General features: G+C 33.8%; 24 protein-coding genes and 1 tRNA gene. 11 read left to right on the top strand and 14 right to left on the bottom strand.

Annotation, left to right across the window (positions count from 1 at the left end; all coding sequences use genetic code 11):
- The first annotated feature begins 45 nt into the window (after window positions 1–45).
- Together DFQ05_RS00900 and DFQ05_RS00905 are read left to right on the top strand one after the other, a co-directional pair.
- A complete protein-coding gene (locus DFQ05_RS00900; protein ID WP_132702635.1) occupies window positions 46–1,092 on the top strand; it encodes a M57 family metalloprotease in 1,047 nt (348 codons plus the stop codon).
- Between the two features lie 106 nt (window positions 1,093–1,198).
- Window positions 1,199–1,474 (top strand): ATP-dependent Clp protease adaptor ClpS, encoded by a 276-nt coding sequence (locus DFQ05_RS00905; RefSeq protein ID WP_132702637.1) that lies wholly within the window; start codon window positions 1,199–1,201, stop codon window positions 1,472–1,474.
- A gap of 54 nt (window positions 1,475–1,528) precedes the next feature.
- Here DFQ05_RS00905 and DFQ05_RS00910 read toward each other — a convergent pair whose 3' ends face one another.
- The 8 genes from DFQ05_RS00910 to DFQ05_RS00945 all read right to left on the bottom strand — a co-directional run bounded on the left by DFQ05_RS00910 (window position 1,529) and on the right by DFQ05_RS00945 (window position 6,914).
- Window positions 1,529–2,359 carry a bacteriorhodopsin gene (locus DFQ05_RS00910; RefSeq protein WP_132702639.1) on the bottom strand — a complete coding sequence of 277 codons (831 nt, stop codon included), beginning with the start codon at window positions 2,357–2,359 and terminating at the stop codon, window positions 1,529–1,531.
- A gap of 112 nt (window positions 2,360–2,471) precedes the next feature.
- On the bottom strand, window positions 2,472–2,744 hold the full coding sequence (locus DFQ05_RS00915; RefSeq protein ID WP_132702641.1) for a heavy-metal-associated domain-containing protein: 273 nt from the start codon (window positions 2,742–2,744) through the stop codon (window positions 2,472–2,474).
- A complete protein-coding gene (locus DFQ05_RS00920) occupies window positions 2,744–2,953 on the bottom strand; it encodes a YgaP family membrane protein (protein WP_132702643.1) in 210 nt (69 codons plus the stop codon). The genes DFQ05_RS00915 and DFQ05_RS00920 overlap by 1 nt, the downstream gene beginning before the upstream one ends.
- A gap of 12 nt (window positions 2,954–2,965) precedes the next feature.
- Window positions 2,966–4,372, bottom strand: coding sequence for an MBL fold metallo-hydrolase (locus DFQ05_RS00925; protein ID WP_132702645.1), 1,407 nt, complete (start codon window positions 4,370–4,372; stop codon window positions 2,966–2,968).
- A gap of 71 nt (window positions 4,373–4,443) precedes the next feature.
- Complete coding sequence (locus tag DFQ05_RS00930) at window positions 4,444–5,244, bottom strand: sulfite exporter TauE/SafE family protein (RefSeq protein WP_132702647.1); 801 nt, start codon at window positions 5,242–5,244, stop codon at window positions 4,444–4,446.
- Window positions 5,244–5,660, bottom strand: a complete 417-nt coding sequence (locus tag DFQ05_RS00935) for a DUF6691 family protein (RefSeq protein ID WP_073085539.1) — start codon at window positions 5,658–5,660, stop codon at window positions 5,244–5,246. The genes DFQ05_RS00930 and DFQ05_RS00935 overlap by 1 nt, the downstream gene beginning before the upstream one ends.
- A 2-nt stretch (window positions 5,661–5,662) precedes the next feature.
- Complete coding sequence (locus DFQ05_RS00940; RefSeq protein ID WP_132702649.1) at window positions 5,663–6,220, bottom strand: YeeE/YedE family protein; 558 nt, start codon at window positions 6,218–6,220, stop codon at window positions 5,663–5,665.
- Window positions 6,221–6,278: 58 nt separating this feature from the next.
- Window positions 6,279–6,914, bottom strand: coding sequence for a Crp/Fnr family transcriptional regulator (locus DFQ05_RS00945; protein ID WP_132702651.1), 636 nt, complete (start codon window positions 6,912–6,914; stop codon window positions 6,279–6,281).
- A gap of 86 nt (window positions 6,915–7,000) precedes the next feature.
- On the opposite strand from DFQ05_RS00945, the gene DFQ05_RS00950 reads away from it, so the two are divergent.
- Window positions 7,001–7,074 (top strand) — tRNA-Arg (locus tag DFQ05_RS00950).
- Between the two features lie 155 nt (window positions 7,075–7,229).
- Here DFQ05_RS00950 and DFQ05_RS00955 read toward each other — a convergent pair.
- On the bottom strand, window positions 7,230–7,382 hold the full coding sequence (locus tag DFQ05_RS00955) for an SsrA-binding protein (RefSeq protein WP_132704108.1): 153 nt from the start codon (window positions 7,380–7,382) through the stop codon (window positions 7,230–7,232).
- Window positions 7,383–7,951: 569 nt separating this feature from the next.
- Between DFQ05_RS00955 and DFQ05_RS00960 the strand changes: the two genes are divergently transcribed.
- A complete protein-coding gene (locus DFQ05_RS00960) occupies window positions 7,952–9,982 on the top strand; it encodes an endonuclease (RefSeq protein WP_132702653.1) in 2,031 nt (676 codons plus the stop codon).
- A 52-nt stretch (window positions 9,983–10,034) separates the two neighbouring features.
- On the opposite strand, the gene DFQ05_RS00965 is transcribed toward DFQ05_RS00960, so the two are convergent.
- From DFQ05_RS00965 to DFQ05_RS00975, 3 genes are all read right to left on the bottom strand, one after another.
- Entirely contained in the window at window positions 10,035–12,293 is a 2,259-nt protein-coding gene (locus DFQ05_RS00965) for a M56 family metallopeptidase (RefSeq protein WP_132702655.1), read from the bottom strand.
- Between the two features lies 1 nt (window position 12,294).
- Window positions 12,295–12,654, bottom strand: a complete 360-nt coding sequence (locus DFQ05_RS00970) for a BlaI/MecI/CopY family transcriptional regulator (RefSeq protein WP_132702657.1) — start codon at window positions 12,652–12,654, stop codon at window positions 12,295–12,297.
- 154 nt (window positions 12,655–12,808) lie between these two features.
- Window positions 12,809–13,624 carry a hypothetical protein gene (locus DFQ05_RS00975; protein WP_132702659.1) on the bottom strand — a complete coding sequence of 272 codons (816 nt, stop codon included), beginning with the start codon at window positions 13,622–13,624 and terminating at the stop codon, window positions 12,809–12,811.
- Between the two features lie 167 nt (window positions 13,625–13,791).
- Here DFQ05_RS00975 and DFQ05_RS00980 point away from each other — a divergent pair, with 167 nt between their 5' ends.
- Complete coding sequence (locus DFQ05_RS00980; protein ID WP_132702661.1) at window positions 13,792–14,739, top strand: calcium/sodium antiporter; 948 nt, start codon at window positions 13,792–13,794, stop codon at window positions 14,737–14,739.
- A 61-nt stretch (window positions 14,740–14,800) separates the two neighbouring features.
- Here the strand turns inward: DFQ05_RS00980 and DFQ05_RS00985 are convergent, their stop codons facing one another.
- Window positions 14,801–15,817 carry a glutamine synthetase beta-grasp domain-containing protein gene (locus DFQ05_RS00985; RefSeq protein WP_132702663.1) on the bottom strand — a complete coding sequence of 339 codons (1,017 nt, stop codon included), beginning with the start codon at window positions 15,815–15,817 and terminating at the stop codon, window positions 14,801–14,803.
- A 251-nt stretch (window positions 15,818–16,068) separates the two neighbouring features.
- Between DFQ05_RS00985 and DFQ05_RS00990 the strand changes: the two genes are divergently transcribed.
- Together DFQ05_RS00990 and DFQ05_RS00995 are read left to right on the top strand one after the other, a co-directional pair.
- The gene (locus DFQ05_RS00990; protein ID WP_132702665.1) at window positions 16,069–17,247 is read left to right on the top strand and encodes an AIR synthase related protein; all 1,179 of its coding nucleotides are present in this window, start codon (window positions 16,069–16,071) and stop codon (window positions 17,245–17,247) included.
- Window positions 17,248–17,252: 5 nt separating this feature from the next.
- Window positions 17,253–18,257: a DUF3078 domain-containing protein gene (locus DFQ05_RS00995; RefSeq protein ID WP_132702667.1), complete on the top strand. Its 1,005-nt coding sequence runs from the start codon at window positions 17,253–17,255 to the stop codon at window positions 18,255–18,257.
- Here the strand turns inward: DFQ05_RS00995 and DFQ05_RS01000 are convergent.
- On the bottom strand, window positions 18,254–18,916 hold the full coding sequence (locus DFQ05_RS01000) for an ATP-binding cassette domain-containing protein (protein WP_132702669.1): 663 nt from the start codon (window positions 18,914–18,916) through the stop codon (window positions 18,254–18,256). The genes DFQ05_RS00995 and DFQ05_RS01000 overlap by 4 nt on opposite strands.
- 410 nt (window positions 18,917–19,326) lie before the next feature.
- Here DFQ05_RS01000 and prfA point away from each other — a divergent pair, with 410 nt between their 5' ends.
- The 4 genes from prfA (at window position 19,327) to DFQ05_RS01025 (ending at window position 22,665) form a co-directional block, all read left to right on the top strand.
- Window positions 19,327–20,403, top strand: coding sequence for a peptide chain release factor 1 (gene prfA / locus DFQ05_RS01010; protein WP_132702671.1), 1,077 nt, complete (start codon window positions 19,327–19,329; stop codon window positions 20,401–20,403).
- A gap of 70 nt (window positions 20,404–20,473) precedes the next feature.
- Window positions 20,474–20,965 carry a hypothetical protein gene (locus DFQ05_RS01015; protein WP_132702673.1) on the top strand — a complete coding sequence of 164 codons (492 nt, stop codon included), beginning with the start codon at window positions 20,474–20,476 and terminating at the stop codon, window positions 20,963–20,965.
- 99 nt (window positions 20,966–21,064) lie between these two features.
- Window positions 21,065–21,880 carry an orotidine-5'-phosphate decarboxylase gene (gene pyrF, locus DFQ05_RS01020; RefSeq protein ID WP_132702675.1) on the top strand — a complete coding sequence of 272 codons (816 nt, stop codon included), beginning with the start codon at window positions 21,065–21,067 and terminating at the stop codon, window positions 21,878–21,880.
- 8 nt (window positions 21,881–21,888) lie between these two features.
- Window positions 21,889–22,665: an ABC transporter substrate-binding protein gene (locus DFQ05_RS01025; protein ID WP_132702677.1), complete on the top strand. Its 777-nt coding sequence runs from the start codon at window positions 21,889–21,891 to the stop codon at window positions 22,663–22,665.
- Window positions 22,666–22,810: the final 145 nt, after the last annotated feature.

Genomic DNA, 22,810 nt, shown 5'->3' on the forward strand with positions numbered 1-22,810 from the left:
AAACATCTCAATGAAAACCAATTTTAACGAAAACCAATTTTAAAAATGAAAAATTTATTAAAAAAGGGTATAATCTTTATGTCCGCCTTTGCATTTGTTTTTTTCGCTTGTGAAAAAGAGAACGCAGAACAAGATATTATAGATGCTTCAAATGATTTATTAGAAGAAACCATTATTAATATGAATGACCTCGGAAATAGAACGCCTGTTACAGACGAGGATTTATTAAACTCAATTAGGTCTCTAGATATTGACGTTGGAGTAGTATCTATCGGAGATTTTCATCTACCAGACGGAACAACCGAAGAGCGTTACTTTATAGGAAGTGATATTACATTCACGCCAGAAGAGTTAGATAATTTGTTAAATCCAGAAGACACTGGTCGTCAGTACCGTACATTTAATTTAGTGACTGGTGCTAACAGAACCATAGATATTTTGGGGTATACTGGTGGTAGTCAGGCATTATCTTCTAAAGCGCAAACAGCTTTGCAATGGGCAGTCGATAATTATAATAACTTAAATACGACACTTCAGTTTAACCTTACATTCGGGACTAATTTTCAGGCTGCGGATATGGTTGTTTACGATAATTCTGTAAATACACCAGGTTCTCAAGGAGGAGTTGCTGGTTTTCCAACATCAGACGGAAGACCAAATAAGTTTGTTCAGATTTATAACATCGAGCAATTCTCTACCAATGTAAATGAACATGTTATTGGTCATGAGATTGGACATTCTGTTGGATTTAGACACTCGGATTGGTTTGATAGATTAAGCTGTCCTGTTGCTAATCAAGGTAACGAAGGTGCAGGCTCAAACGGAGCTGAGCATATTCCAGGAACTCCAACAGGAAGAGATTTAACATCAATCATGCAGGCCTGTTTTAATACTGGTGTTGATGGCGAGTTTAACGCTAACGACATTACTGCATTAGAATTTATGTATCCAGAAAGTACATCTGGTCCATGTGATGGCGTATCAGAGTGGCAAAGTGGCGTAAATTATCCTATAGGTTCTTTAGTAACTTATTTCGGTAATTTATACCAGCGTGTTTCTGGTGGATGGAATCTTTTGGGACCTTGTAATTAAAATATCCCCCAATTAATTACTTAAAAAGGTTGTTTGATTGTAATATCAAATAACCTTTTTTCTTTTAAATGATAAATTTATTATTTTAGCTATAATCGTATTAATTATGGGTAGTAAGGAAAAACAGTTAGAAGAACTTTTAGTTGAAGAAGAAGTTATAAAACAGAATGAAATTGTTTTGTTTAATGACGATGTTAATACATTTGATCACGTTATAGATACTTTAATTTATGCTTGCGATCACACGCCAGAGCAAGCAGAGCAATGTTCGATAATTGTGCATTATAAAGGTAAATGTACCGTAAAAACAGGGTCTTACGATGATTTAAAACCGCGATGTTCCAAGCTTTTACAAGCAGGACTAAGCGCCGAGATAGTGTAAAGTTAAAATCCCGCATCAGCGGGATTTTTAGTATATAAATGCTAATGATTTATTTTACCCTAAGGCTTTTCTTTTTTTAGAAAGTACAATAGCTAAATTACCAAGCATCACGCCATAGATAACTTTTGAAGAAACGTCTGCAATTGTATAGGTTAATTGTCTAGCCATAACACCACTTTCACTGTAAAAATAACCATCAAAACCTGCTAAATATGGCATTAGATAGGCTCCTGGGTATAAGAACCATGACACTAAAAATAAAACCCATATCTGACTGAGTATTCGTTGTCCTTTTTTTGGAATTCCTTCTTTTCCTTCTTTAATTACCTTATGCATTAAATAAAGAATGTGAAAGAAGAAAATTGTAGATATTGCGCCCCACACAAAGAATGCCGTAGTATTGGTAACCTCATTAAATTGACCAATATATCCAGTTATAATCATCATAGCGCCAGAGAACCAAAACTGATTTCTAATGGAGCTAAATTTAGACTTTGTTAGACTTACTACGAATAATATTTGGAAAAGAAGCATTGGCACATCAATTAGCCAATTTAAGTATCTGTAACCGTTGTTAAATAAATCGCCTTCTGGATTAAGGAAGTAGCGCCCTTTGGACAAATCGAAACTAAAGCTATTAGACCAATTATTTGCTTGCGCGTACAATAGTAAAAACGCAGAAACCATTACAACTGCAGATAAAATATTAGACATTCTATATTTTTTATCTACATTTTTAATGGTAAGTATAAAATATAACAAACCTGCCAGCATTACTGCATAGCCTAAAGTTAGGATGTGTGATGTGAATTGATAAGCTACTTCGGAGTAGCCTTCGGTTAAACCGATATAATTTTCAAAATTTGAGTGTTCTAGTTGTTGCATATATGTTTTGTTTTATGTTCGTGATAATATAAAACAAAACTCTTTTTGTTTAAAGTTTTTTATAAAAGTTTAAACAAAATTTATAATTAATTAACAATTTCTAGCCAGTTAACTATTTAGAAAGTCTGCCAACAGCACAACTCACAAAAGATTTGGCTTTTTTTGGAAGCGTATTTGTCTCACCTACTAACGGATAACCCAAATTAGAAAGTGTTTTTGTAACACTTTCTAATTGAGTGTCCGATTTAAAATTTAGTGAAACTTCGCAAGTTTCATTAGTAACAACTACATCTGAAATACCTTCAATTTTTGAAAGTTGAGTCACGATGGTGTTAGCGCATCCTCCGCATTTTAAATTCTGTATTTTCAGCGTCGTTGAGCCCATTACTTAGTCTTAAGTTTGCAAGTACTAACGCCCAAAATTTTATACAATGGGCAAAAGCTTATTAGGCTTGTAACTAGAAAAACGATGGCCACGCCCATTAAAACATAAGCTAGTGTTCCTTCTATAACATTAAAATAATAGAGGAGTGCTACTGCTACAGCAATAAGAATTCTTATTGATTTGTCGATGTTGTTCATGTTTTTTTTCATTATTCAATGGTTTTAGAGTGTTGACGGACAAACAAAATCTGTAGTTGGTAAATCCGTTTTCTTTATGGCTGCAAAACCGCCAGCAATATCTACAAGATTATTAAATCCTCTTGCTTTTAGAATCGATGCGGCAATTACAGAACGATAACCACCAGCACAATGGATGTGATACGTTTTATCTTTGCTTACTTTATCCATGTTGTCGTTAATATAGTCTAGAGCAAAATGCTGAGCGTCCTCTAAATGAGTCGAATTATATTCGCCATCCTTTCTTACATCAAGAATATTTATATTTCCTTTTTTTACGCGTTCAGCAAATTCTTCTGCAGATATAGACTCTAAAGTTTCGATATCTTTTCCTGATTTTTGCCAAGCTTCAATACCGCCTTCTAAATATCCTAAGGTATTATCGTAGCCAACACGAGATAATCTGGTAACTGCTTCGGCTTCTTTTCCTTCAGGTACTACCAAAATTATAGGCTGTTTCAGATCTGTTATTAGAGCGCCAACCCATGGTGCAAATTGCCCATTAAGCCCTATGAAAATTGAATTTGGGATGTGACCTTTTACGTATTCAGATTGTGGACGAACATCTAAAACCAAAGCAGATTCATGATTAGCTAAAGCTTCAAAATCTTCAGGACTTAGTGGTGTATCTCCCTTTTGTAGTACCTCTTCAAACGTAGAATAGCCAGTTTTATTTAGCATCGCATTTTTAGCAAAATACTGTGGTGGTGGTGCAATACCATCGAGAACTTCTTTTACAAACTCATCCTTCGTCATATCTGCTCGTAAGGCATAATTCGTTTTCTTTTGTTCACCTAAAATACCCACTGTTTCTTTACTAAGGTTTTTCCCGCAGGCAGAACCGGCGCCATGCGCAGGATAAACAATAACGTCATCAGCTAAAGGCATAATTTTGTTTCTTAAAGAATCATAGAGCATTCCTGCTAAATCTTCCTTTGTTAAATCAGATTTTATCGCTAAATCTGGACGACCAACATCTCCAAGAAATAAAGTATCTCCAGAGAAAATAGCATGGTCTTTTCCATTTTCGTCAATTAATAAATAGGTCGAAGATTCTAAGGTGTGTCCAGGTGTGTGTAAGACCTTTATTGTTAGTTTTCCTAACTTAAATTCCTCATTATCTTTTGCTGAATGGATATCATACTCAGTGGTTGCGCCAGGTCCATAAACTATTGTTGCGCCTGTTTTCTTTGCTAAATCTACATGCCCGGAAACAAAATCTGCATGAAAATGTGTTTCAAAAATATATTTGATTTTTGCATTATTGGCTTTAGCCTTATCTATGTATTGTTGCGTTTCTCTAAGTGGGTCTATAATAGCGACTTCGCCTTCAGACTCTATGTAATATGCGCCTTGTGCAAGGCATCCTGTGTATAATTGTTCTATTTTCATTTTTTTTTCTTTTTTAGTGATACAAATTTACAAAACCATATAATTGAATATGTGACATTTGTCACATAGCGCTATAGAAGCTCTTTCCAAATAATATAAAATCCCATGATTAAGGTGAAATATCCGAAGCCTTTCTTTAGTTTTTTTCCGTGGATGAATTTAGAGAGGTAAAGCCCAAAAATGATTCCAATTATTGAAAGTGCTGTGAATATTAAAAGAAAATTCCAATCGATTTCAACCGTTTTTAAATCGCCAAGGAACCCAATTAAAGATTTAATTGAAATAATAAAAAGAGATGTCCCTATGGCTTTTTTCATTGGTAATCGTACAAAAAGGACTAAAACAGGGATATTAAGGAATCCACCACCAGCACCTACAAATCCACTAATTATACCAGTCATTAATCCTAGAAAGAATACCATGTAAGGGTTGTATTTAAAAACTTCATCAGTGACTTCAGCAACACCGGTTTTATTTGATATCATTGATAGACTTGCAAATAGCATGACTATAGCAAATACAAGCATTATGAAAATTCCACTTGTAACTTCAAAATCTCCAACATTAAACATTACTTCTGGTAGAACAGGAACCAAGTAGCGCCTAGTTAAGTAAACGCCAATAATAGATGGAATGGCAAAGATTAAAGCAGCTTTAAAATCAACAAGACCACGTTTTAAACTTTGAAACGCCCCAACTGTAGAAGTGGCGCCAACTACAAATAAAGAATATGCGGTGCCAACAATGGGGTTAAAGCCAAGTAGATATACTAAAATAGGTACAGTTAGGATAGAACCACCACCACCAATTAAACCCATGATGATTCCTGCGATTACAGAACTTATATATCCTAATATCTCTGTATGTTCCATTAATGAGGGAGTTTATCTTTTAAAACGCCGTACATGTATGTTCCAAAAATTGCTGCGGCAATGACTATAATAATAGAAAATGCGCCAGTACCTAATAGGATATACATTGGTCCAGGGCATGCGCCACTGAGTGCCCAACCAAGTCCAAATATACTTCCACCTATAATATATCGTTTAAAACCTCTATCTTTTTTTGGGACTCTTATCAAACGACCTTCAGTAGTTTTTATGCTCATCTTTTTTGAAATCAATAGCAATAGGATTCCTGTGGTAATCGCAGTGCCAATAATACCATACATATGAAAGGATTGAAACTTAAACATTTCAAAAATGCGGTACCATGAAACAGCCTCGGATTTTACTAATACAATTCCAAAGAATATACCAACCAGAAAAAATTTAATGTATTTACTCATAACTAAAATAAGATTGGAAATATTAAATGAATCATTATTAAACCACCGATAAAGAAGCCGATAACGGCAACTAAAGATGGTAATTGTAAACTACTAAGTCCTGTAATTGCATGTCCAGAGGTACAGCCGCCAGCATATCGCGTACCAAAACCAACTAAAAACCCGCCAATTATCAAAATTAGCATGCCTTTAATAGAGAAAATATTTTCCCAACTAAAAAGCTCATCTGGTAACAAAGATTTACCAGCATTTTCAAAGCCTAATTCGTTTAAATCAGTTATGGTTTGTTGACTTAAAGCGATATCTGTAGGATTAGAAAGCAAATGGTGAGCAATAAAACCACCAACAATAGCGCCCAGAACTACTGTGAGATTCCATCTATGGGCTTTCCAATCAAAATCGAAAAAAGCAACGCGCTTGCCAGCGCCACCCATAGAGCAAAGTGTGCGGAGGTTAGAAGACATACCAAATGTTCTTCCAAAATATAAGAGTAAGAACATAACGATAGCAATTAAAGGGCCAGAAACATACCATGGCCAGGGTTCTAAAATGTAATCCATAGGTTATTTTTTGTGACAAAAATAGGGTTCTATATCTAGGTCAATGTTACAAAGGTTACTAAAACTCTAAAACCTCTATTTTGTTTCTGCCGAGTTCTATTTTCCCTTCTTTTTCTAATTGCTTAAGTAACCTAGAAATAACAACTCTAGATGTGTGTAAATCTTCAGCGATGTCTTGATGGGTAATATCTAGTTGAGTAGAGGCAGTTAATTTTACTTTATCGGTTAAATATTTAAATAATCGCTCATCCATTCTCATAAAGGCAAGCGTGTCAATGGTCTCTAACATCTCGTCAAAGCGTATTTGGTAACTCTCAAGAATAAAATTTCGCCAACTTTCATTGGTATGAAACCATAGTTGCATGTTCTCTATAGGTATCATAATTACTTCAGTGTCTTCATCGGCTACAGCTCTAATTTTACTTGAAGATTTAGACATACAACAGGTTAAAGACATTGCGCAGGTATCTCCAGATTCTAATACATAAATTAAGAGTTCTTCACCATTTTTATCTTCACGTAATATTTTGATATTTCCCTTAATCAATAGGGGAATAAATTTTAGCTTTTGACCTATATCGATAATGATATCGTCTTTTTTAAACGTTTTTAAGGTCGCTACTTTAGCAATACTATCTATTAAGACTGAATCGAATAAATATTCGAAAGATTGAAGCGTATCTGTATGTACCATATATCAAAAATAGTGAATTCAATTTTTGATATAAATAGTTTGGTTGTTTTTTAAATAATGTATTATATTTGCACCCACTTAAAAACGGCCTCGTGGCGCAACTGAATAGCGCATCTGATTACGGCTCAGAAGGTTACAGGTTTGAATCCTGTCGAGGTCACGGATAAATCAAAAGCAAGCTAAAACTAATAGCTTGCTTTTTTGTTTTAGTAAGATTTTGATTTTCAAAGCGGAGCTTTGTCAGTCAAGACGAAGTCAATCTGTCGAGGTTACAAAAAGCTCATCTGTTTAGATGAGCTTTTTTTATTTCCTTATCTAATCCAAAGCATTCATAGTTACAAAAGCTCGCCAACCTATAATGGCTAATTGCCATTTCTTGGCTTTAGATAAATCTAGTTGTTGCTTTGTAAAAGATGGGAGCATAAGCTTATTTGCTTTTGCTAAAACTTTAAAGAGACCTTTCTTCATCATAAAATTTAATAATCAAATATATCTAAAAAAAGAAAACTTAGCGAAGTGCTAAGTTTTTCTGATTTTTTGATTGATTTAAGTTTTTGATTGGTTGGTTTAAATCTAAATTGAGAATATAATTTCTACAATTACTTTGACAATAGTTAGCATGGTTTTAATGTTTTAAAGGTTAATATTTTACTACAATTTCTTGATTGAGTTTTCAATATATATCGGGAGCTAATCTTCCACCAAACACTTTTCTAAAAATCTATGAATTTGGATATGAAATTATAAGTAAAAAAATGAGTACAGTTTCAAATAAAAACTATTATCTCTTGTTTAATGTTTTATTTTATTACCATATATGTTATATGTTGTTTATAATTGAAACATTTTAAGGGTATTTTCGGATTGGTTTTTAAAACCCAAGGGAGATTTTATTCTCAAAGTAGCTAATTTTTAATATTTGATCTTTTTTGATTCTGAAATCAATGAATAAATATGACAGTTATCATAGTTTATTTCATCATTATTTTTTAACATAAAAACGACTTTATAAAATGTATCTTTGCCAAAAATTAGATATGCGCAATTTTACGTTTTTGCTGTTTGTATTAACCTCTTTTTACGGTTGGTCTCAAACTTTAGTGATAAACGAGTTAGATGCGAATGACCCAAGCACTGACGACGAAGAGTTTATAGAGTTAAAATCACTTACTCCAAATTTTTCTACTGATGGTTACATCTTAGTATTTTTTAACGGAAATAACACTTCTGCAGGAAATGACTTAAGCTATTTAGCATTCGACTTAAATGGATATACAACAGATAGTAACGGATTATTGGTTTTAGGCAATCTTAATGTATCTCCGTTTCCGCAAGTATTATTAACAAATGGGTTGTTTCAAAACGGGACTGATGCCGTTGCAATTTATCAGACATCGATTGATAACTTTCCCGATGGTACGCCAGCAACTTCTAATCCAAGTTTCAATCTTGTAGATGCCTTAGTCTACGATACTGGCTCAGTTAGTGCTGTGGATAATGATTTGCTTATGGCTTTAGGTCAAACCACTCAGTATTTCGAGGGTTCTGATACAACCAATTCGCTTCAGCGCAGAGCTGACAACACATTTGAACCTGACACACCTACGCCAAGAGCTTTAAATGATGGTTCTGGAATTATATTTAATGCTATTGCTATTTCTACAACAGAAACGCAATACATTGAAGGCGAAAGCTTTCAAATAACATTTACAGCAGACCAGAATGTAACTTCTGATGTTACCTTTAATATCTCCTTATCTAATGGAACTTTTACAACAGGAGATTTTTCTGGCTCTACAAGTATTACAATTCCTAATGGTCAGAATACAGCTAGTACCTTTATCTCTCTTTTAGATGACCCAAATGATGAAGGCGATGAAGAACTTGTTATTGAGGTTCTAGATTTAGTTGAGCCAATTGTTGCTTCAAATAACTTTATTACTGTTCGTGTTGTAGATAACGATTTCACAACAGCTGCTTGGGGTACGCCATTAAATCCAACCTACGACCAAGTGACTAGTACACAACCTGTGAGTTATTACAGTAGTTTAAATGGAAAGTCAGGACAAGATTTAAGAGATGCTGTACAAGCAATTATAGCAGACCCAAATGAGGTAAGAACACATAGCTATGCAGATGTTTTTAATATTTTAAAAATAGCAGACCAAAATCCTGAAAATAGTAACCAGGTTTGGTTGGTGTATACTGAAGAGGGACGTTCAAAATTAGATCAGCAAAATTCTGGAATAAGTACAGGGAAGTGGAATCGAGAACATACGTTTCCTAGATCCAGAGGAGGTTTTAATGATTGGGACGATTTTGATGATGAAGCTACAGGAATAAATGTCTTTATAACCACAAATGCAGACTCGTTACGTCATGCAAATTCTGATGCCCATGCTCTGAGAGCTGCAGACGCATCAGAAAATAGTCGAAGAAGTAATGCAAATTATAGTAACAATTTCTCTACAACTTCAGGATTAAGAGAATATAATGGTCCAGCAAATGTCGACCCAGCAAATGGAATAGGCATTAGCTTTAGAGGTGATGTGGCCCGTAGTGTTTTATTTTTAGACTTAAGATATAACGGACTTGATGTTGTTAGTGGTTTCCCAAACTCTAATGATAGCAACGATGATGGTACTTTGGGAAATTTGGATGTGTTGTTGCAATGGCACGAAGATGATACTCCAGATGACTATGAAATGAACAGGAATAATGTTGTCTTTGATTGGCAACGTAACAGAAACCCCTTAATTGATTTGCCAGATTTAGTAGATTATATCTGGGGAGATAAGGTAGGGCAAGTCTATAACGGCGCTTTAAGTATAGGTGAAAGTGAAACTAATCGTTTTACTTTTTACCCAAATCCTTCTGATGGTAAAATTATATTTCAAGGTGTAGAGGCAAATACAAAAATTGAGGTACTCTCTATAGAAGGTCGAAAAATACAAGACCTGGATATAGATAGTTCTAATGCTGTGGATTTAAATCTCTCGAAAGGAATTTATCTGCTTAGATTTTACGATGATACTAAAATTGAAACCAAACGTTTAGTAATAAAATAAAAAACAAAAGCCTGAACATATGTTCAGGCTTTTATTTAGAATTTTATAAAGTTTAAAGTGGATTTGAGCTCACTACTAAATCATCACCATATTTACCAAAGTTTATTGTTGGAATGCCATTGGTATTATTAAAAGTACCAACACTACTATTACCATCTTTATCTTTTACAGAAATTTTGATTCTAACAATTTCTCCGTTTTTATTCCGCTTCAATTTTGAATACTTGACCGTGATACCTTTTTTTGCTAATTCCTTTTTGTGCGTTTCCATGAGTTTGTCTTGTGTGTCTTTAGTGATGTAATGCAATGTCATGGTCGTGTTTTTATTGTCATCTTCAAATCTAACTGAGCCTATTTGTACTTTGTAGTCTTTGTTATCTTGGGTTAATCGTTCAAATCTGTTTTTGGCTTCGTTTGTAGTTATAACTACAATGCCATTTTTTCCTTTAGCTCCATATATTTCTGTTGCAGTTTTATCGTCAACTATAGAAATAGATTCAATAATCGAATAATCCAAATCTTTAATATCAATATTACCTAAAACATCTCCGTTTACGGTAATTAAAGGTTTATTGGCTGTACTTAAGAACTTTTTTAGCTCCTCTTTTGTTGATGATTTAAAAACATCGGTAGCCTCGATTTTAGAGATTTGCCATACATTCTTTTTCTTATTAGCTTTCCCTTTAGTTTTGATTTCTACAACACCATCTTTCCCTTTTTTGCCATATAATGCAGTTGCTTTGTCACCTTTTATTACACTAACTTCGGCAATCTTATTTGGGTTCATCTTTTTTAAGTCTTTTTTAGATGCCACTTTTCCGTTTATGATATAAATCGGGTCTTTACCTTTAGAATTTCTTATTCTAATAGTATTTTTATAATTAATCGAATCTGTTTTAATGGTAAAACTATTCGAGTTGACTTTGACATTCCCATTAGCTTTAAAGGTGTACGCAGTTTTTGGTTTTCCAGCAACAATACTGTCTTTTGTTCTAAAAATATATTTCGCTTTGGTTTTTGGGTTCGTTTTAATGAAATAGACTGAGTCTGCCTCTATTTCTATTTCCTCTTCATCCTCAATTATTTCTATAACTGGTTCTTCTATGATTTCAATAATCTCTTCAACTTCAGGTTCTTCGATAACCTCTATCACGTCCATGTTTGCGGGTCCAACCATTACCATACCGTTTTCAAATTTTACAAAACGGAATGGCTTTATACCATCCTTTGCATCTGCTTTATAGCTTGTAGAGGAGCTGTCGTAATCGAATTTTATGTCGATTTTGTTTATAAGTCCTTCAGAATTTCTCTCTAGAGAAGTTAAAGTCATTTTTATACCTTCTTTATTTAGAAATTCCTTCATTTCATCTAGGCGTTTATCACTCATTTGGTTAGTGAAAACAACTTCAACTTTTGTATCTATAACTTCACTTTCATTGATTTTTGTTGGGGTTTCTATAAATACTTCTTTGGTATTAAAACTCATAAGAAAGAGTGCAATAAACGGTAAAACTATGAGTAGTTTTAGGCGATTAATTGATTTTGATTGATGTTTTTGTAACATAACGATTCGTTTTTTGATTAATGAATTATAAAAATTTGATGTAAGATTGATGTTAGTATTTCCTATACTTGTTTTTAGCAGAAGTTGCTGATAATCTAACGAGGAGACTAAGTGCTTTTGTGTTTCCGCGTCAGCAATATACTCGAGATTTTGTTGAATATTTTTATGGTAAATCCATGCCAAAGGATTAAACCAAAATGCAACGCAAGCCAACCGTGAAATTATAATATCTAATGAATGCCATTGACGGACATGAACTTTTTCGTGATTTAAGATTAATTGCAGCTCGTCTTCTGAAAATAAATTAGGATTGTAAACTATCCATTTAAAGAATGAAAACGGTGAAATCTTGTTTTTTACAATAACATAAGTATATATGCCATCCCTATTTTTAGCATTTTTAATTAGCAAAAACAATAAAGAGCCGAATTGAAATATAAACTGAACAAAGAAAATTATAACACCCAAGAGATAAGCGTATCTTAATACTTGTAACCAGTCGAAGGGCTTTTCTTCTTCAATTAATTCTGTTGGTGCATAGATAAATTCTACAGGTGTGCTAGGGTGAAGTGCTGGCTCTAAAGTAACATAAACAGGTATTTCAACTAAAGGCAGGAGAACAGCTGTTAATATGCCAAAAAATAAGAACCACCTGTTGTGAGTGAAAAACGTTTCTTGTTTTAAGAAAAGTGAATAACCCAAATACATTAAGAGGAGTAGAGCACTAGATTGTAATAAGTAGTCCATTTTACTTCTTTTTTTCGATGAGGTCAATAATTTCTTTTAGCTCGTCCACACTAATTTTTTCTTCTTTTGCAAAAAAAGAAACCATATTCTTATAAGAGTTATTGAAGTAGTTAGCTATGGCTGTGTTCATAAACTTTGCCTTATAGTCCTCCTTTTTTACAATAGGATAGTATTGGTGCGTTTTACCGTAGGCGTTATAGGAAACATATCCTTTTTCTTCAAGATGTCTAATTATGGTAGAAAGCGTGTTGTAATGTGGCTTATCGTCTTTTATTTCTGCTAAAACATCTTTTACAAATGCTTTTTCAAGACGCCACAAAATGTGCATGATTTCCTCTTCTTTGTTTGTTAATTTCTGCATGTTTCTAAAAATGAAATTGATGACTACATTTCAAAGCTATAACTATTTTTATAGTTTTCAAACTATTTTTATAGTTATTTAACGAAAAATTTAGTTTTATTGAATAAAAAAGTGAGCAAAGTGCTCACTCCTATAATTAAAAAAATACTAATGTTTATTCCTTTGTTGTTGCTATGATAGCGCCGTCTTTAGCCTTATTACCATAAATACTAATTGCAGTGCTTGGTTTTAATACGTCAACATCACTCAATTTATCTTCTTTGGCAAGTTGATCTAAAGTTTTAAAGTCTGAAACTTTTCCGTCTATAACAATAACCGTTTCTTTATTTGGGTCGTCTACAAATCTAAATCTAGAAGACTGTTTATTTTCGTCTGTTAAAAAGCTAAAATTTCTGCTGGAAGGATTTGAGCCAAATTTGAAGCTATTTAGCAATTTTTTTCGAAGAGAATCCATATCCATCGAATCACCGTTGAAAAAAAACATATCAGAATTGTTGAAAAAATCATCCATTTTAAACATGTTCATTCGGCTTCCAAAAATCGAATCTGTATCAAACGGCACTGAGAAATTATTGTTATTAAATAAGGCAAACATATTTAAGCCGTCTCTATTTCTCCCTACAAATAGATTGCCGTTTTTACTTCCAAATTCCATTGGACTAATAGGCATATTACTAGAAAGTGAGGTGCTGGTTTGTTGTCCTGTAACAGTAGATAATGTTATAGATATGCCAGTGATTTCACCATTTTCGTTTCGCTGAATATTATCGAAATTGGCTTCGATATCATGGTCTTTTAGCATCTCTTGGATGCCTATAAAATCATCGTCAGTGGTATCTTTATCGATAGTAACTTCGACATTAGTTTCGTAACTAGACTTGCTTTGGGCGTTAATGGTGCTTAAGAATAAAAAGCTAGAAGAAAATAAAAACGCCAGAGCGAAAGTTTTAACTGTTTTGTTTGACTTCATTTTTCATTGATTTTTAGATTGACACTCAAATTTATTTTAAGGATTAATTCCAGACCAAATTTTAACTAAAGTTTAGTGCGATTTTTTAACTAATTGTTAATCTAAAATCACTATTAATAAATCTCATTTCCTGAGTAAGTAGTATCTTCGCACAAATTTGAAAACGCATGAATCTATTGCTTATAATTATTGGATTAGTACTGCTTGTTGTGGGTGGCGAGTTTCTTGTGAGAGCATCGGTAGGGCTATCTTTTAAACTAAAATTATCTAAACTTGTTATTGGCATGACGGTCGTATCTTTTGCTACCTCTGCGCCAGAGTTATTGGTAAGCTTACAGGCCGCTTTAGATGGCGTAAGTGATATTGCCTTGGGTAACGTTATAGGCTCTAACATAGCCAATATTGGATTGGTTTTGGGTATAACAGCGATAATTGCACCATTATCTATTGATAGGGAATTTTATAAGTTAAACTGGCCAATGCTAATGTTTATGTCATTTGCATTGTATTTCTTTTTAAAAAATGATAATCTTCTTTCTGCATCCGAAGGTGCTATTTTATTTATAGTTTTAGTATTGTTTTTAGTGCTTTTAATAAGGGATTCTAGAAAAAGAACTAAAGCTATAATGTTAGAGGGCATAGATGAAGCGCTGGCTGTCATTTCAAATTTTAAAATTATAGTATGGTTGATTATTGGTGCATCAGGATTGTATTTTGGTTCTGAATGGCTTGTTGAAGGGGCAAAAGGTCTAGCAAAAACAGTAGGGATAAGCGATTATGCTATTTCCGTGACTGTTATAGCCATTGGTACTAGCGTCCCGGAATTAGCAGCTTCTGTTATCGCAGCGTTAAGGCGAGAAAAAGCTATTTCTTTGGGAAATTTAATAGGCTCAAACATTTTTAATATTGCTTCAGTACTTGGTCTTACAGCGATTATAAAACCTATAGCTGTAGAGTCATCCAAAATACTATCTACAAATATATTTTGGATGATTGGTTTTGCAGGCGTTTTAATACCATTAGTTTTCTTTGGAAAACGTTTTGAAATAGGTAGATATAAAGGATTGTTGTTATTTGCAGTATATGTGATTTTCGTAGTTTTAGCCTTTAGTTAAAATTAGATTCATAAAAAAAAAGCGACTCAAGGAGTCGCTTTTCAATTTTTAAACATATAAATTATATGTTGGCAGACTTTACCGTTTGTACAATACGTCCAGCAACTTTATAAGGATCTGCATTAGAAGCAGGTCTTCTATCTTCTAACCAACCTTTCCAACCTTTTTCTACTGTAATAATAGGAATTCGGATAGATGCACCTCTATCAGAAATACCATAAGAAAAATCTGTGATTGCTGCTGTTTCATGGTCTCCTGTTAAGCGCTGGTCGTTAAACTCACCGTACACATCTATATGTTCTTTTACTACAGGTCTAAAAGCTTCGCAAATCTTTTCATATACCTCTCTGCTTCCGCAAGTTCTTAATGTTGTATTAGAAAAGTTAGCATGCATACCAGAACCATTCCAATCCATTTCTTTTCCAAGAGGTTTTGGATGGTACTCAATATAGTAACCATATTTTTCAGTTAATCTATCTAGTAGGTAACGGGCTACCCAAATTTCGTCACCAGCTTTTTTTGCACCTTTGGCGAACAATTGAAATTCCCACTGACCTGAAGCCACTTCTTGATTGATACCTTCAAAATTTAGTCCAGCAGCAATACATAAATCGGCATGTTCTTCTACTAAGTCTCTACCGTGTGTATTTCTACCACCTACAGAACAGTAATATAAACCTTGAGGCGCAGGATAACCACCAACAGGAAATCCTAATGGTAATTGTGTCTTTTTGTCCATTATAAAGTACTCTTGCTCAAAACCGAACCAAAAGTCGTTGTCATCATCATCTATAGTTGCTCTACCATTTGATTCGTGAGGAGTTCCATCTGCATTTAAAACCTCAGTCATTACTAAATATCCATCTTTTCGTGCTGGGTCAGGATAAATTGCTACTGGTTTTAAAAGACAGTCCGAAGAACCACCTTCTGCTTGTCGTGTGGATGAACCATCAAAAGACCAAATAGGGCAGTCTTCTAATTTTCCACTAAAGTTATCTTCAACTTTAGTTTTACTTCTCATGTTTTGTGTCGGTTTATAACCGTCTAACCAAATATACTCTAACTTGGATTTGCTCATTATCTGTTGTGTTAAATTAGCGAAAGACCAAAGATAAAAGTTTTTCATTTTTTGAATATGAAAATTCAATGAGAATACCGTTAAAATTCAAATTGTTATTAACATAAGTGTTCACTTTATTAACTATAAGGTTTTCGGAAAGAAAAAATTACGTTTTCATCATTCATTTTTGAAGTAAAAGGAGCTTTTTGTTTTTAATATTTTAGAAATAGTTATTTAATAAATTATTTTTGTGGCATATAAGTTTCCAGATGAGTCAAGATATAAGTAAGAGATATGCGCAGCGTGGTGTTTCAGCGTCAAAAGAAGATGTGCATAACGCAATTAAAAATATTGATAAGGGTTTATTTCCCAAAGCATTCTGCAAAATAGTTCCTGATTATTTGACTAACGATGATGACTATTGTTTGATTATGCATGCTGACGGGGCGGGAACTAAGTCGTCTTTGGCTTACATGTATTGGAAAGAAACCGGAGATGTATCGGTGTGGAAAGGCATTGCACAAGATGCGCTTATTATGAATATTGACGATTTGTTATGCGTAGGCGCTACAGATAATATTATGTTGTCTTCTACCATTGGGCGAAACAAGAATTTGATTCCAGGCGAAGTAATTTCAGCAATTATAAACGGAACAGAAGAGCTTATAGAGGATTTAAAATCACACGGCGTAACCATCCATTCTACTGGAGGCGAAACTGCCGATGTCGGTGATTTAGTGCGTACAATAATTGTAGATTCTACTGTTACTGCGCGCATAAAACGAAGTGAAGTTATAGACAATGCCAATATTTCGGAAGGTGATGTTATTGTTGGATTAGCATCATTTGGTCAAGCAACTTACGAAACCGAGTACAACGGTGGTATGGGAAGCAATGGATTGACTTCTGCTAGGCACGATGTATTCCATAAGTATTTGGCACAGAAATATCCAGAAAGTTTTGATGCTGCTGTACCTGAAGAATTGGTATACTCAGGACAAACAAAATTAACGGATACCGTAGAAGGTTCGCCTATCGATGCAGGCAAATTGGTATTATCACCAACACGAACATATGCGCCAATTATTAAAGCTGTATTAAATAAATATAATAGTAAAGATATTCATGGAATGGTACATTGTAGCGGCGGTGCGCAAACTAAGATTCTTCATTTCATAGATAATTTACATATCGTTAAAGACAACATGTTTTCTATTCCGCCGTTGTTTAAGCTAATTCAAGAGCAATCCAAAACCGATTGGAAAGAAATGTATCAAGTGTTTAATTGTGGTCATCGTATGGAGTTATATGTCAATCCAAAAGTTGCAGAAGATATTATTTCGATTTCAAAATCATTTAATGTTGATGCACAAATCGTGGGACGAGTAGAAGCTTCAAATTCTAAAAGGCTAACGATTAAAAGCGATTACGGTATTTTTGAATATTAGTTTGTATGCGTTTTAACAGATTACCTTCACTTTTCTGTCTATTTTTTCTTTTCACTTTTTCATCCTGGTCACAGCCAAGCGACTTATTTATTAACCCAAAAGAAGATAAGACAAAAGATTTTGGATGGAAGACTAACAAAGAAGTTGGATTATATTTTAATCAAGTCTCATTTACAAATTGGAATGCAGGTGGAGCAAATTCTATTTCTGCAATAATTAATGGAAAAGCACGAGCCAATTACAAAAATGAAAAGCTTTTCTGGAATTCATCTATAAATCTGCGATACGGCTTAAATAAACAAGAGCAAGAGCCAGTTAGAAAAACTGAAGATGCAATTTCGTTAATTTCTAATTTCGGGTACGAGAAGAGTAAGAATAGCAATTGGTTTTATTCTGTAAGATTTAGTTTTAACACACAATTTGCAAACGGCTTTAATGACCCGGACGAAGCCCCGATATCTAGGTTTATGGCACCGGGCTATTTATTTTTGGGTGTTGGCTCGGAATATGGGCGACATATCGAGAAGCTATCATTCTATGCCTCGCCAGCAACGTTAAAAACTACCTTTGTTTTAGACGATGATTTAGCAAACTCTGGTGCATTTGGAGTAGATGCAGCTATTTACGATATGGATGGAAATCTTTTGCGTAAAGGTGATAAAGTCAGAACCGAGCTTGGAATCTTATTCACTAACCAATACGAAGATGAGATTTTCGAAAACGTAAAGCTAAACAGTTTAATGCGCCTATATTCTGATTATCTCAATAATTTTGGTAATGTAGATATCGACTGGGAGATTAATTTCGATTTCAAAGTTAACAAGTATATCAATGCTATGTTTGGTTCTCATATACGTTATGACGACGATATTAAAACGGAGGTTATTCAAAATGAAATTACAAACGAAACGATTGTTTTAGAAGGTCCAAAGCTTCAATGGAAACAACTTTTGGGTATTGGCATTGTCCTTAACTTAGATGAATTAAATAAGGTAGAAGGTATAAATTAGTGTAATTGGCCTTCGCTTAAATACCCATAATCTTCCAACTCACTAAGTTTTTTAATAAACTTAGTTGTGCCATTTTTTAATAAGTAGATGTCATCTGCCATATCGATGACGTCTTGGTATTTATGGTCGGTAAGAATAACTATTTTGTTTTTCTTTATTTCAGTTATCAATGCCTTTATACGTTCTATAATTATTGGTGCAATGCCATTAAAAGGTTCGTCGAGGAAAATAATTTCACTTTTACTCTTCAGAATAATGTAAATTTCTATACAGCGTCGTTCCCCACCAGATAGCTGACTGATTTTTCGCATCTTAAATGGTGCAAATTCCTCAAAATCTTTTGCGAACACGTCCCAATTAACTTCAAATAAATCAAACAGTTTGCAGAGTTTAAAACTCCCTGGCATAAAGTCGTATTGTGGTAAATATTTAACCAATTTTGTCAAGTACAAGGGCTTTAAAATTGGGGTTTTATCAATTCTAATTAACTTGTATTTTGGTTTCAGGTTTCCAAAAGCAATATCTAGCAAACTAGATTTTCCACAGCCGTTACTGCCCAAAATGCCAGTGACTTTTCCTGTCTCTGCTTTTAGGTAAATACCATTTAAAATACGTTTGTTTTTAAAGTAAAGTTCTACATTATCTAATTCAAATATCATTTTATTTTTATGTGAATTCCTTAAAAATAGTAAGGAATATGATGGTTAACACACTGTCTATTAAAAAAAGTATCGAGAATAGCTTCACAGGAGATATTCCCAAATTTTTATAGAATGTTAATTTTCGTCGCTGCGAAGTTTCATGTACATAATACCACGCAAAAACCGTTAAAAATAATTTGGTAATGAGTGCTGGTGCTAAATGAGGGTTAAAAAAACCTATTATGGCGTTAATCACAAATGACCAAACTACAAACGGTTTGTAAAATGCAAGTATAGCTAGGAGACGATGCATATACTCTTGTTAACGTAGTTTACGATTAAATATTTTTGCTTGTTAATATGTACTGAGGAAACTCTGAGCAAAATTGAATAATTATCGTATTTTTACCCTCAATTTTTAATGATAGATGTTAGAAAAAATCCAAATAGTTAAGCAACGTTTCGATGAGGTAAATGACCTTATCATTCAGCCAGATATTATATCTGATCAAAAACGTTATGTTCAGCTAAATAAAGAATATAAAGACTTAAAAAAGATTGTAGACAAAGGCGAAGTTTACAAAGAATTGCTTGATAATATTGCAGAAGCTGAAGAGATTATAGCTGATGGTTCTGACGCTGAAATGGTAGAAATGGCCAAGATGCAACTCGACGAAGCTAAAGAGAGTTTGCCAGCTTTAGAAGAAGAAATCCGTTTTCTTTTAATACCAAAGGACCCAGATGACGCTAAAAATGTGGTGGTCGAGGTTAGAGCAGGGACAGGTGGAGATGAAGCAAGTATATTTGCTGGAGATTTATATAGAATGTACTCTAAATACTGCAGTGACAAAGGTTGGAAAGTCGATGTCGTAAGTACAAGTGAAGGAACTTCGGGTGGTTTTAAAGAAATAATTTTTGAAGTCTCAGGTGAAGATGTTTACGGTACTTTAAAGTTCGAAGCAGGCGTACACCGTGTACAACGTGTGCCTCAGACCGAAACTCAAGGGCGTGTGCATACTAGTGCTGCTACCGTTATGGTATTGCCAGAAGCCGAAGAATTTGATGTAGAGTTAGACATGACAGAGGTACGTATCGAGCGAACTACATCAACAGGTCCTGGAGGTCAGTCGGTAAACACAACCTATTCGGCAATTAAATTACATCACGAACCAACAGGTATGATTGTAAGTTGCCAAGACCAAAAATCTTCTCATAAGAACCTTGAAAAAGCCTTGAAAGTTTTACGCTCGCGTTTATACGAACTGGAGTTAGCCAAGAAACAAGCTGCCGATTCTGAGAAACGTAAAAGTATGGTAAGCTCTGGAGATCGTAGTGCAAAGATTAGAACCTACAATTATCCACAAGGTCGTGTTACAGATCACAGAATAGGATTAACACTTTATGATTTATCAAATATTATCAATGGTGATATCCAAAAAATAATAGACGAATTAATGTTGGCTGAAAATACTGAGCTGTTAAAATCGAGTGAAGACTTAATTTAGTAAAAATTCAAATGATTTTATGAGAATAAAACTGATTGTTTTAGCTTTTTTATGTTGTACCACAACTTTATTGGCACAATACGAAAGAGGAACCATAAATTATTTAGATGGAACTAAGGCTAAAGGTTTTATAAAACACAAGAATTTCGGAGGAGTCAAATTTAAAGTTTCTGAAAATTCGAAACCAGTTTCACTTGACTATTCTGATATTTCAGGTTACGATATCACTGATGCCTTTTATAGATATAAAAAGTTAAAAAATAAGAGCCCAATCCTGTTAGAGCTTATTGCTATTGGAAGAATAAATTTATATCAATTAAATGGTTATAATCCTGGTTTGGTTGATGGAAATGGAAATTTTAATGGATTTGGAGCTGGTAGCTATTCATTATTCTATATAGAAAAGGATAATGAGCTCATTAAATTAGGAACAAAGTTCAAGAAAAGCCATTTAAAATATCTTAGTTCATGTGTGGATCTTATTGATAAAATTGAAACCAAAGAGTTGAAACGAAAGGAAGTTTATAAAATTGTTGAATATTATAACAGAAACTGTTTTTGATTCTAAGTAGACTACAATTGAATAAAATTTTTGCTGAGTTTATTAATTAGGTAAATAAAATATAATTTAAAGTCCTCCTTTGGAGGATTTAGGAGGCTTATGACAACACAGCAACTTATAACTCAAATCAAAAAAAAACAATCTTTCCTTTGCATAGGATTGGACGTTGATTTAAATAAGATACCTAATCATTTATTAGATAAAGAAGATCCGATTTTTGCATTCAACAAGGCAATAATAGATGCCACACATCACTTATGTGTAGCCTACAAACCTAATACAGCGTTTTATGAAGCTTACGGTATCAAAGGATGGCAAGCATTAGAAAAAACGATTAAATACCTTAACAAAAATCACCCTGAAATATATACTATTGCAGATGCCAAACGTGGCGATATTGGTAATACAAGTAGTATGTATGCCAAAGCGTTTTTCGACGATTTAGGTTTTGATAGTGTGACGGTTGCACCTTACATGGGTAAGGATTCTGTAGAGCCTTTTTTGGCTTTTAAGGATAAGCACACCATACTTTTAGCTTTGACGTCTAACAAAGGCGCTTTCGATTTTCAGACTAAGACAGTTGATGGGAAAGAACTGTATAAGCAAGTTTTAGAGACATCAAAAACTTGGGAAAACTCTCAAAATTTGATGTACGTTGTTGGTGCTACAAAAGCCGAATATTTAGCTGAAATACGACAGATTATCCCTAATAGTTTTTTGTTAGTTCCTGGCGTTGGAGCTCAAGGCGGAAACTTACAAGATGTCTGTAAATACGGAATAACTGACGATATAGGTTTATTAATTAACTCTTCTAGAGGGATTATCTACGCGTCTCAAAACGAGGATTTTGCTGAAGCAGCTGCAAAGAAAGCATCGGCTCTACAATCTGAAATGAAAGCGATACTTGCTAAGTAAATATTCTGATGATATTTACGGATCAACTCAATAAACAACTTAGTTTAAAAGAGATACCAAAACGTATCGTTTCTCTAGTGCCTTCTCAAACCGAATTGTTAGTTGATTTAGGTTTAAGAGATGCTATAGTTGGCGTTACAAAATTCTGTATTCATCCTCCAGATTTACGAAAAGAAAAGACTATTGTCGGTGGCACAAAAAATGTCAATATCGGAAAGATTATGGCGCTTCAACCAGATATAATTCTTTGCAACAAGGAAGAAAACAGCCTTGAAATCGTTGAAAGTCTTAAAGGAATTGCTCCCGTTCACATCAGTGATATCTATAACTTGGATGATGCTTTTGAGTTGTTTAAAATGTATGGGTATATCTTTAAGGTGGAAGAAAAAGTGTCTTTACTCATTTCAAAAATCAAGGAAGAGCGAAGCCGTTTTCAAAGCATAGTTAAAAATCAACCCAAACGAAAAGCAGCTTATTTTATTTGGCGTAATCCATGGATGGTTGCTGCTTCAAATACTTTTATTGATGCGATGCTCAGAGAAGCTAATTTTAGTAATGTGTTTGGTTCTGAGTCTAGATATCCTGAAATAGACTTAAGCCATCCCAAGCTAAATGAGGCAGATATAATCATGCTTTCTAGTGAACCTTATCCTTTTAAAAACAAACATATTAAAGAGTTAAAGGGATTGTTTCCAGAGAAGACCATTCAATTAGTTGATGGCGAATTATTTTCTTGGTATGGAAGCCGATTACAGAAATCTTATAACTATTTCAATGACATTTAAGAATGAAAAAAGTCGATATAAGCATACCGACCTCTTCAACTAACTTACATGATGTAAAATCTAACTAATCTTCTACGTTACAAATATCTATAGTTTCGATTAGTCGAATGTTATGTTAATATTAGCAGTTAATTAAATGTCCTTT

It is taken from the genome of Winogradskyella wandonensis, assembly GCF_004346845.1.
Lineage (GTDB): Bacteria > Bacteroidota > Bacteroidia > Flavobacteriales > Flavobacteriaceae > Winogradskyella > Winogradskyella wandonensis.